Below are 10,721 nucleotides of genomic sequence, written 5' to 3'. Positions count from 1 at the left end.
TCCGGATTATAGCTTCTGAAATTGTAGTTCATGAGGCCCTCAAAAAGCAATTATCATGTTGAAATTATATAATATTTTACCGAATTCGGCCTCATTTTGCAACTAATATTTGCGGGACAGACTCTTATGAAAGATATGCGAAAAACAAAGGCGATAAGGGAGAGATCGTTTGGACCGCAAGGATTGGGTTAACTTGTGTTTAAACTATTAGAGGACATAGGCACTCACTTAATAACGAAAATATTTTTGTTTATAGTGACAGGGATAATAGGTTTGTTGGGAATAAAAAAGATAAAAATAAACAAACTCCTACCTATATTTTTCCCTGAGATAAAAAAGAAATTAGAAGATATAATTTCTGTAGATGAAATTGATGAAAATGATGAGGTTATTGAGTGCTTTAGGGAAAAATGCATCATTAAAAGAAAAATAATAAAAGAGCTATTAATTCAAAATGTTAGATATGCTAACTCTAGGGGAAAAAGGAAAGAAATAAACGCAGTTACATTATTATCGCTTATTTTGCCTATAGAAGATAGTTTTAATATTTTAAAAGTCTTTATTGAAGATAAGCATATTGATATGCGAATATCTAAAGTAGCAGTTTACAAGCTTAAAAATATTTTACTTAGAGAAGGTTTAGCAAACGAAGATAAAGAAAAAATAAGGCATTTACTTGTTAACGAATTAAATCGAGAAAGACATAAGATTAACGCCATTGAATGTTTAAAACACATTCCTGATGAAGAAACATTAATCAAATTATTGCCTTACATTATTGATTGTAAAGCAGAATATAAAGTTTGTAAAGTAGCTATTTCAAGTATTGAAGCAATTTGCGATAAGATAAAAGAATTTGTTAGCGATATTTTTTATCATTATGCAGAGTTAGTATCATTAGTGAGTGAAAATCAGAAAATCGTCAATTCCATTATAGTAATTCTTAAGAGTCAAAAAAATAGACGTGCTCAGATCCTTATAGATAAGATAATAGACAGAGGCAGATTTTCCGAAATTGGAGAAAAAAGTTGTTGGATTGAAACAAGGGAAATTTTAACCAAGACCGGAGATTAGAATACCGTGAACGTGAGTTTTAAAACACTAACCCCTTTATGGACAGGCGGTGCTGATAAAAACAGTCAAATTATTCATGAAACCGGTATCATCGGCTCACTTCGCTGGTGGTATGAAGGTATTATTCGAGGAATGGGTGGATATGCCTGTAAGGGTGTTGAGTATAAGGATAATAAAAAACCCTGTCGGTACAATCCTCGGGAAGGAAAAGGCAAGGCGCTTAAGGCAATCTGTCCGGCATGCAGATTATTTGGCTGCACCGGATGGCGAAGGCAATTTAAAATAGAAATTTCAGGACTGGAAGAAATACCGCTTTTTTTCTGGGCCAGCAAAGACGTCTATCCCATGGCCGGGAATTGGTTGTGGCGTATGTTCGGCGGAACGGATACGCGTGGCACAAAGGAGGGTAAGGGATCAAAGATTCGTTTTACATTTGGAGTAAAAGCCCTGTGGGGAGAGAAGGCCGTTCTCAAGATAACTCCATTAGGGTCTAACGGAAAAGATATTGAAAGAAAGCTATCATATTTATTGAGCAGGATTGAAAACCTTGGCGCGAAGCCCCAAAACGGTTTTGGACAGGTTGAATTTTTGGACTTGAGCAGTGATTCCATTGATGAAGGGAAAAGGCTCATTTCAAAAGATGCTGAAACGAGCAGGTTGCTGAACAAGACAGAGCTTTCCAGATTTTTCTCAACCGATCCGAAATATTTTTTTACTCAATATTATGAACTGGATACACAATCGGTAAAAGAATATCTGGATAAGGGCAGAGTGATCGAGGTTGATTCCGATTTTCAGAGATACAAGCAGAAGTTTATCCCTTGCGCATTTAATATTCGATACAAAAGTTCGGCAAAGAATCCCTTCACAGGTCTTGGCAAGAATATAGGGCTGCGGCCTTTCTTGAAGAAAGAGTTTTCAGAAGAAATTGTCAATGTTTTGATGGGCAATGGAAATCCTAAAACAGAAGGGGAAAGAAGCGGCGGAAGGCTTGGAGTGAGCCATCTATATAAAAAAGACAACGCGGAAAAGTATTCTTTAAAGATTTGGGGACACGTGCCTTCAGACGCCGGTGTGGAACGTGCGAGAGTGGAGGAAAAAATTGAAAAATTTTTCACAGAATATCTACCAAATTTTAAAAAGGCCCTACCCACAAATGGAGTTTAAGCATGGACACTAAAAACAAACTCTTCCCATTGGAATATAATGCCGGTGAGATAGGCCGTGTTTTAAAAAGTAAAGAAATGAAGCCATATGCCAAAATATGGTTTCTTACTTCAACTCTGCATACCCAGTATAAAGAGTTGAGCCGTTCATATTATAGGGATATCATTGATAAAACAAAGGGCGAGTATAAATCGGATGAAATCATCCCCCAGAGCGCCCTTCATGAATCCATCATGCCTGAAAAGGCGCCATCGGAGCTTTTAAAGTATCTGCCTTTCGGCTCCTGGCTGCTCAGATTTACCTTTCAATTGAAAAAACCATATATCAGCCGGGATGATGCACCATTTTACATTATCGATAATCCCATACGCAAGGATAAGGTCTATAAAATTCCAATGGTTTCCTCGTCTCAGTGGAAAGGAACGCTGCAGTCTGTCATGGCCAGGGGAATATTATCTTCTGAAAATCCGGTGGAATTTATGGAAAGACGATTGATGTTCATTCGTTTATTCGGAAATGACAAAGATGTCATGGCAGGTTTTTTTGAAGACCAAAGAGATGCTTGGGAAAAAGAATTTAGAAAACAGTTGAACAAATTTTATGGGGTAAAAAAAATAACTGACTTGCATAGAAGCGGCAGGCTCCGCTTTTTCCCGTCATTTTTCGATGATATCGGGCTGGAGATTATCAATCCTCACGACCGTGAAAAGAAGACAGGGATCAATCCTATTTACTTCGAGTGTGTTCCAAGAGGGGGTGTGGCTCAATTTAAACTTCTCTATGCTCCTCTTGATATTATGGCTAAACCAAAGGCTGAAATCACAAAAGAGGTAGCTGACGACTGGAAATTATTAAAGGAAGGCATAAAGGACGTCTTTACCTTATATGGGTTTGGTGGAAAGATCAGCAGCGGCTTCGGGGTGGCCGTAGATTCCTTTGTGGAGCAAGCGGAATTGTACTGCAAGGGAATGGCAATAAACATGACGAATGGAACACAACAACTTCCGAAAAAACCTGTTTTGCCTGAAGTGGTTCAGTCGTTCTATGAAAAATATCCAGATGAGGACAGGTCTTTCTTAAAAAAGGCCATGGAATGGTCCAGAAATAAGAAAAAACGGGCTGAATACACAAAAGCTAAAGAGGCCTATCTAAAATTTACACAAGAACATGAACAATACGAGCGAAAATTATCGGCAATAAAAGACGAAGAAACAAGCCTGACGATTCGGTCATTTATTGATCTCGCACATGTCACATTGGAGGAAAGCAGATGAGCAGTACATATCCGGCAGGCCAGGCCAATAATAACGAAGGCCGCCTGGAAAAGAATGCGAATGCAATCCTGTTTATCGAACTGGCGGCGCTTCTCCATGATATCGGAAAATTGAGTAAAGGGTTCTTGAGGTATCGCCGGGAATGGCAGGGGGAAAAAGGTCTCCCGGACCCTCATGCCGATAAATTTCTTGAAAATCATGAGACATTTAAGGCGTTAATTCCAAAAGAGTTTAAAGATATTACCCTGAAACTATATTCCACCTCATTCGATGAGATAGACTTCTCTATTCAAAAAGCCGTTGATGAGCATGATGAACCGGATAAACAGGATGAACAGGATGTCATGAAAGTCATAAAGGCCGCGGACAAAAATGATAGCGCCATTGACCGTAATAATCCTCTCTATTCAGCGGAGCAGAAGACCGGACAGATATTCAGGTCCAATGTATTCGGCAACGAGTGCGGCAGCCCTGACCGTGTAGTTGATATGGACAGTCAGGATGGGTACAGGAAGAAACTTTATAAGGATCTCGCCCCCCTTCTCTCAGATTATCTTTCTCCTAAAAAAGACCATTTCACCGCAGGCCAGAGGTGGAACATATTGAAATCAGTGCACTCCGCCTTTATTCATGGTCTTTCCGACACATGCAGACCCCAGAATGATACAACCCTCTGGGACCATTCCTATGCGGTAGCCTCCATCGCCAAGGTGCTGACGGTCCATAATCTTTTCTGTGATAAAAAAGATATTATTGATGATTTTCAGAAGGTGAAATACGACATATGGGGAATTGGGTGGGATGGTTTGAAATTTCTCTCTTATGGGCAAAAAATAGGGGATATCACTGCCCGGAAAAAGATCATCAACCTGATAAAAAACCAAATTAGGGAGATTGTTGAACATCAGTACCCTGTGGGTAACACTGTTTATGAAGATGATAACGGCATCTATTTTGTTGTACCGGCAAATTTTATACCTGTTGCAGAAGGAGATGATGAGAAGCAGGAAAATAAATATGGTGATTTGCACGGCATTCTTCAAAAGGAAATTGCCAAGGCGGTTTGGGAAGCCTCTGATTGCGAGATTCAGCCGCAGTTTGCTTGGCAGTCAAACTGCACGCAACTTACTGATATTGTCAAGGTTATTGGCTCAATAAACAAAAAAACGCAATTCCGTTTTTCGTCCGATATCGGATTTCTGGAAAAACTGAAAGGGTCTGTAGAATTTAAAAAGGGCGAGGAGGTATGTTCCATCTGCCGTTTACGTCCTGCTGACAGGGAAAAATCCCAGGGTGAAAAAAAGATATGCGGCATCTGTGACAGAAGACGGGGAGAAGAGGCCAAAAAAAACAGGGATGAAGTTGGTATAAAACAAACCATTTTTATCGACGAGATTGTTGACCAATACCAGCGCGCTGCCCTTATTGTGGCCAAGTTTGATCTTGACCAGTGGCTTAATGGAAAGATGCTCCATACCCTTTTTGTCACTGAGGCCCGCGGTATTGAAAAGGAAATAAAGACCCTGAATAAAATCGAGAAGTTTAAGGGCGAGAAAGAAAAACAGGCAAGAAAGAAACTACAAGACATTTTGTATAACTACGACAGGATAACTGCGGACATTGATGCTATACTGAATAAGGAAGAAAATTCAGAGTATGTTTCGTTTCTCTATACCCATGGCCGTAACTTTCAAAAAGATAAAAAAAATGAAAAAAAGAAGGCGCTTGAAACCCTGATAGATAACAGATGCGGGGAAGCACTGGGTCCAATCTGCAAGTATAACGTCATCAACGCCAAGAGTCCGACCCCGTCAACTATTCTCGATGTTTGGCAAACAACCCGGAATTTTTTCAAAACATCCATAATAAATGATATTAAAGAAAAGAGCGGCATGATCAGGCGTAACAGGGTTACCCTTGCCTGCAGGGCTGCCGTTGGAGGTACCTTTGAGGCGGAGTTGATCCGCGATGTACAGACGGAAAGGATTGAGGTCTTGCTCACCTCCGGTGGTAGTCAGGCTGATCTGATTGTTTCAATAGATAAACTCGAGTCAATAGACAATATTCTGAAGAAACCTAAAGAGGCAATCATCAGAATTACTGACAAAAGTTGGGATAATCCAGATCAAAGTGAACTGAAGATTCAGGCAAATACTGCAAAACCATATTTCCGTTACAGGGTCATTACAGCCTCCCCCTGTCTGTTTATGGCGATTGTCCCGGCCGATCAGGCCGTCAAGATCAGCCAGGACATCTATAAACACTATCAGGAACAATTCGGCAAGGTGACCGGCAGGTTGCCCTTTAGTGTTGGGAATATCTTCTTCAGACGGCGGATGCCCATGTTTGTCGTCCTGGATTCGGCCAAGAGAATGCTCAATAATTTCAAAAGATTTTCAGCATATGAAGCAATACGGGATTTTACCGTTAAAGAAAAAACTGAAAAAAAGGACGGAAGATTCGATATACGGGTTGTTCCCTCTGAAAACAATGACAAAGAGTTCAGCTACCATGTCCCTGCCAGGCTGGGGAACTGTAAAATGGATTACTATCACGCTTACGCACTGCTTCATCCAGGTAATACCGCGTCCGACAGGAAAGGTTTTTTCAAAACGATTGTCGGTGATGTCGTGCCTTATTCCGAACTTGAAAAAGGCGATAAGCTGCACCTTTATCCCAATTATTATGATTTTTTATACCTTGACTCAAACCAGAAGCGACATGAAATTTTCAGATCAGCCCATGAAACAAATTTGTATTTCATGGAGGAACTTGAACAGAAATTTGTCAGGCTCTGGGACAACTTGACTACGGGAAGTGGACTTTCGGGAATAACGCAGACAAAATTGAAAAACCTCGAAGCGCTGTGGTTGAGCAAATATCAATTATGGGGCGGAGATCATCCCATGTTTAAAAAGCTTGTCGAGACGTCTCTGGATAAAGAATTTATTGCCATGACTAATGAAAATAAAGAGTTAATGATTGAGACACTAAAAAACGGTTTGTTTTTCAGGATGATGGAACTTCAGCACACCATACTCAAAAAGAGAGTGCGTGATGATAAGGAGATTAACAATGACAAAACCGTATGACAAAAAACAGTATTTTGTCTTGACCATGGATCCGGTTCATGTCGGCACAGGCGGCTATAGACTCGGCCATGTCGATAACACGATCATACGAGAATGCGGCTCAAATCTGCCGAAAATTCCAGGCTCCAGTCTCAATGGGGTGCTGCGGGCCTATGCCGCAATGGTGGTCCAGGGAGACACTAAAGTTGAACCGCAGCGGAATGAAAAGGGGTTGTGGTCTATTGACTGTAAAAAATATCAAAAAATGACCTACTTGAGACCTGCCTATGAGTTTCTAGAAAACGGCCATAACATCATTAATATAGATAAAAATGGGCAGCCACTGATCAAAAAAGATAAAAATAACAATGATATTTACTATAGCTGTGCAGGGAAAGGCATAGGTGACGGCGAAGGTCATTGCGGACAACATGATTGTCCGGTCTGCACGGCTTTTGGCTTTTCAAGGAGTGACAAGGGGAGTTTCCAGGGTCTTGTTCAGTTCTATGATTCGAGAATTCTTCTTTTCCCCGTTTATACATCGGCAGGTACCTTCTGGCTCACCAGTCCGTCCCTTCTGGAGGACGCCGATATTAAATTCCATGTTGAAAACATAACCGAAAACAGGTTCGTCAGTACCATAGAGGCATCTTCATTATATCTTGGCGGAATTGAATTCGAAAAAGACCCAGATAAAAGCCCTGACCTATCATTATCTGAAACCATACCAAAGGCCATTCGGGAAAGGACAGTTATAGTCACAGACAGTAATTGCTCAAGGTTGATCAACGATAATCTCGAAGTCAGGACCTCTGTGGCAATCGATCCAGCCACCGGGGCGGCAGACGACGGCGCACTCTTTACCTATGAAGCCATTCCCCGGTCAACGGTCATGTGGTTTGATGTCGTTTACAATAGACCTGAATTTTTCCGGATAGATAATAAAACGCTCGGGTTTGATATTAAAGAACTTCGGCAAACCATTGAAAAAAGCATGGGTCTGCTGGAAGCCCTGGGAATCGGCGGCATGAATACCAGAGGCATGGGTCGTGTGCGCGTGTTGAACCTGGAGGTGAGCGAGACATGAAAAATATCGATTTAGCATGTGCCGAATGCGGTAATAAATTGGCGGAAATTGAAGGACTTGAGGCATCTCTTGTTAATGAAACCCTGGCCGTACTGTTGGAACAGGGCCTTTACAGCATGTTTCTTTTCCTGGAATCAAGAGGTTCCATCCGCAAAGATCCTGCAAAAAAAATGGGGCAAAATATTTTTTCTTTTTTAAAAGACCAGATATCAGATATTGGGACAGAAGATAATGCCCTCAACAGTATAAGAAAAAATTTTCAAAATGATCCTGCCAAGCTGTTTTGGGGCAAGGATATTACGGAGAAGGCCCTCGTATACGCAAGATATCATATACGCGCAAAAGTGAAGGACAAAAAAAATGAACTGGAGAGCCCATAAGCTGATCTATAAGGCCTGCAGCCCTGTCCATTTGGGCTGCTATACATTGGGTTATATCAAGTTGACCAGGCCCTATATCACAGGGAAGGCCGTGTGGGGAGCGGCAACCGCCAATATGACGCGAACATATGGCCGGCGCGGAACGGGAGATTACAATGAATTCGGTACTTTTTTTAAAGACAGGATCATCTTTAGTTATTTCTTCCCGGCGCTTGATCTCGACTCGCCGTTACTTCCGTGTTTCACTGAAGAAGGTATAAAGTACGGCAAGTGGTCTGAAGATGAATTTCAAAGCCGGTTTTTTGGCTCGTCAACCAATACCGCCATTGAGCCTGTCTCAAATACCGCTGAAGATGAGACCCTGCATGAATCGGAATATATTCATTATAAGGTAAAAGAAGCTGCTTCCGGCGAAGTTCGGGCTGTATTCTTTGTCGGCTATGTCTTTATCAGTGATGACGCATCAATGAAAGAGCAACCTGTCATCTGGCAGGGTGAGACTGGATGGTCACTACGAAATGCCATTCAGGAAATTTTTGTCGGCGGTGATATCAAGTACGGCTGGGGTAGACTCATTCTCCAAAATGAAAAATGTGAACCCGATCAGGAAAAAATATTTGACTTCACCTTCAAGGGCAATAGTTCACCACAAATCAGATTCAATGGAAAAACCAGTGGAGAGCCGATTCCTGCCCATCTCTCTATAGACTGTTCCTTAAATATCAGGGGTGATATAGAGCCCGTCATTGGCAGAGACTGGAGAAATGGAGATGGTTGTGAAACCGGAAACAGAGTCAAAAAGGACAAGGAACGTAAAAGTGGAGCGGGACAGGATGTGAATGCTTGTGGCCTTCATTGGGTACCTGGTTCAATAGTTAAAGCCAGCAATGAAGTTAATCTTAAGATTACTCGGTTCGGCCTATTAGAGGGAACATAGCATGAAGAAGCCTGCCAACAATGGACCAATATGGAAAATAAGTCAGTCAATTCGTGGTATGCCAGGATACTTAAAACGGAGATAGCAGAGAGATCGGGTTGAAGATTATCCTTGGCAAGGAACCTTTAGGCATAGCAACTCCTAAGGAATAACAAATCAGTGAAGAACAAGAGCAAGAGAATTCACCTTGATAATTTCATTAAAGATCTTGCAAAGGACCTGACAATAACTGCCATTACAGGTCCATTGGGTGCCATGTTTGCCTGGTTTGTATCATTCGAGTATTGGTGGGCGGTCCCAGCGCCTATCTTTGCCGTCGTGATAGCCTTTTTTTACTTTAAAAAATATAGAAGGCTTTTCAAGCTCATCAAGGCTGGTATAGCCGGATATTATTTTAGTTTTGATATTTCTGAAAATCTCGGTGTATTCAATGAAGTGCAGGATTGTTTCTGTTATATGGGCATAAGCTCCAATTCAATCCTGGAACTGTTCAGAAAATGGGCCGGTGAAAACCCATCTGCCACAACTCGGTTTCTTTTAATGGATCCTGACTCTCCTAACCTGGCCAAACAAATCGCCTTTGAAAAGGGAATAGGCCTTGGTGAAGATTTGTCTTCATTAAGCGGTCAATCACAGCAGAATATACTGGATGAGGTAAAAGCGGAAAAGGAGCGCATTCACAGTGCAATAGAAGTGCTCAAGACCCTGGAACCATACAAGACAGGTAAACTCAGGATCAGGCTGCATAGAGAATTCATACCTTGGTGGATGTATATTATAGACCATAAGAAGATGTATATCGGCATCTTGGAAAAAGGCAAACGTGGGCAGGAATCACCGGTGATGATCCTTTCAAAGCAAAAAAAGTTTGCGGCGCCTTTTGACCTCTTTCAAAACTGCTGGGACAGAATGTGGTCTGAATATAAAGATACAGAGATATGAAGCCATGAATTTTTCTTCCCTTTCCTCCGCCTTCCAGGCCGTCAAAAGCAACCACGGTTGTGCCGGAGTGGACGGCGTTACCATCGAAAGATTCGAGGCGGATCTTACAAGCAACCTGCACGCCCTGGAACAGGAGATTGCCTCAGGCACCTATTTCCCTCTTCCGCTCCTCAAGATCCTGGTTGACAAGGGAAAGGGAGACGGCGAGGTCAGGGCACTTTGTGTCCCTGTCGTCCGTGACCGGGTGGTCCAGACCGCTGCCCTGAAGATCATCGGGCCTGTTCTTGAAAAGGAATTTGAGGAGTGCAGCTTTGCTTACAGGCCTGGACGTTCAGTAAAACAGGCGATCTACAAGATAAAGGAATATCATGACCAGGGTTATCGATGGGTGGTAAATGCGGATATCGATGCCTTTTTCGATAATGTGGCGCACTGGCTGCTACTGAAAAAATTCAAGCAATATGTTCATGAACCGGGCATTCACTAGCTTGTGGAGCAATGGCTCAAAGTTGAGGTATGGGACGGGACCTCCTTGATCAGGCTCGAAAAGGGAATCCCCCAGGGCTCTCCGATTTCCCCAATTATGGCCAATCTGTTTCTTGATGAACTTGACGAGGAGATGCTGAAAAAAGGTTTCAAGATCGTGCGGTACTCTGATGATTGTGCGCCACGAGCACACTCGATATAGTTGAGATGTGCGCAACTGCACAGAAGATGAGGGTTTGGCCCCTCGAAGCCGGCTTGCAGGAGCAGGCTTCAAACCGCCTCAAGCTGCTGTGGTAAAGAGCC

10 protein-coding genes are annotated in these 10,721 nt (G+C 42.2%); all 10 read left to right on the top strand.

Going from position 1 to position 10,721, the window contains the following annotated elements; genetic code table 11:
- Positions 1–195 precede the first annotated feature (195 nt).
- Entirely contained in the window at positions 196–1,074 is an 879-nt protein-coding gene (locus tag C4B57_10890) for a hypothetical protein (GenBank protein ID PXF52604.1), read from the top strand.
- Between the two features lie 6 nt (positions 1,075–1,080).
- Positions 1,081–2,241 carry a type III-B CRISPR module RAMP protein Cmr1 gene (gene cmr1, locus C4B57_10885; GenBank protein PXF52603.1) on the top strand — a complete coding sequence of 387 codons (1,161 nt, stop codon included), beginning with the start codon at positions 1,081–1,083 and terminating at the stop codon, positions 2,239–2,241.
- A gap of 2 nt (positions 2,242–2,243) precedes the next feature.
- Positions 2,244–3,515 carry a hypothetical protein gene (locus C4B57_10880; protein PXF52602.1) on the top strand — a complete coding sequence of 424 codons (1,272 nt, stop codon included), beginning with the start codon at positions 2,244–2,246 and terminating at the stop codon, positions 3,513–3,515.
- Positions 3,512–6,607 (top strand): CRISPR-associated protein Csx11, encoded by a 3,096-nt coding sequence (locus C4B57_10875; GenBank protein ID PXF52601.1) that lies wholly within the window; start codon positions 3,512–3,514, stop codon positions 6,605–6,607. Before C4B57_10880 ends, C4B57_10875 begins: the two co-directional genes overlap by 4 nt.
- The gene (locus C4B57_10870; protein PXF52600.1) at positions 6,591–7,673 is read left to right on the top strand and encodes a type III-B CRISPR module RAMP protein Cmr4; all 1,083 of its coding nucleotides are present in this window, start codon (positions 6,591–6,593) and stop codon (positions 7,671–7,673) included. The genes C4B57_10875 and C4B57_10870 overlap by 17 nt, the downstream gene beginning before the upstream one ends.
- A complete protein-coding gene (locus C4B57_10865) occupies positions 7,670–8,053 on the top strand; it encodes a hypothetical protein (GenBank protein PXF52599.1) in 384 nt (127 codons plus the stop codon). The genes C4B57_10870 and C4B57_10865 overlap by 4 nt, the downstream gene beginning before the upstream one ends.
- Complete coding sequence (locus C4B57_10860) at positions 8,034–8,990, top strand: hypothetical protein (protein ID PXF52598.1); 957 nt, start codon at positions 8,034–8,036, stop codon at positions 8,988–8,990. The genes C4B57_10865 and C4B57_10860 overlap by 20 nt, the downstream gene beginning before the upstream one ends.
- A gap of 159 nt (positions 8,991–9,149) precedes the next feature.
- Positions 9,150–9,932 (top strand): hypothetical protein, encoded by a 783-nt coding sequence (locus C4B57_10855; protein ID PXF52597.1) that lies wholly within the window; start codon positions 9,150–9,152, stop codon positions 9,930–9,932.
- A gap of 4 nt (positions 9,933–9,936) precedes the next feature.
- Positions 9,937–10,419 carry a hypothetical protein gene (locus tag C4B57_10850; protein ID PXF52596.1) on the top strand — a complete coding sequence of 161 codons (483 nt, stop codon included), beginning with the start codon at positions 9,937–9,939 and terminating at the stop codon, positions 10,417–10,419.
- A gap of 3 nt (positions 10,420–10,422) precedes the next feature.
- Complete coding sequence (locus C4B57_10845) at positions 10,423–10,620, top strand: hypothetical protein (protein ID PXF52595.1); 198 nt, start codon at positions 10,423–10,425, stop codon at positions 10,618–10,620.
- Positions 10,621–10,721: the final 101 nt, after the last annotated feature.

This window comes from Deltaproteobacteria bacterium (assembly GCA_003194485.1).
Classification (GTDB): domain Bacteria; phylum Desulfobacterota; class Dissulfuribacteria; order Dissulfuribacterales; family UBA3076; genus UBA3076.
The sequence above is the reverse complement of the archived record's forward strand: the minus strand, read 5'-3'. Positions and strand labels throughout refer to the sequence as shown.

Bases quoted from the DNA above. Each gene is read 5' to 3' on its own strand.
- C4B57_10880 (PXF52602.1), top strand. From the start codon at position 2,244: ATGGACACTAAAAACAAACTCTTCCCATTGGAATATAATGCCGGTGAG.
- C4B57_10875 (PXF52601.1), top strand. From the start codon at position 3,512: ATGAGCAGTACATATCCGGCAGGCCAGGCCAATAATAACGAAGGCCGC.
- C4B57_10870 (PXF52600.1), top strand. From the start codon at position 6,591: ATGACAAAACCGTATGACAAAAAACAGTATTTTGTCTTGACCATGGAT.
- C4B57_10865 (PXF52599.1), top strand. From the start codon at position 7,670: ATGAAAAATATCGATTTAGCATGTGCCGAATGCGGTAATAAATTGGCG.
- C4B57_10860 (PXF52598.1), top strand. From the start codon at position 8,034: ATGAACTGGAGAGCCCATAAGCTGATCTATAAGGCCTGCAGCCCTGTC.
- C4B57_10850 (PXF52596.1), top strand. From the start codon at position 9,937: ATGAATTTTTCTTCCCTTTCCTCCGCCTTCCAGGCCGTCAAAAGCAAC.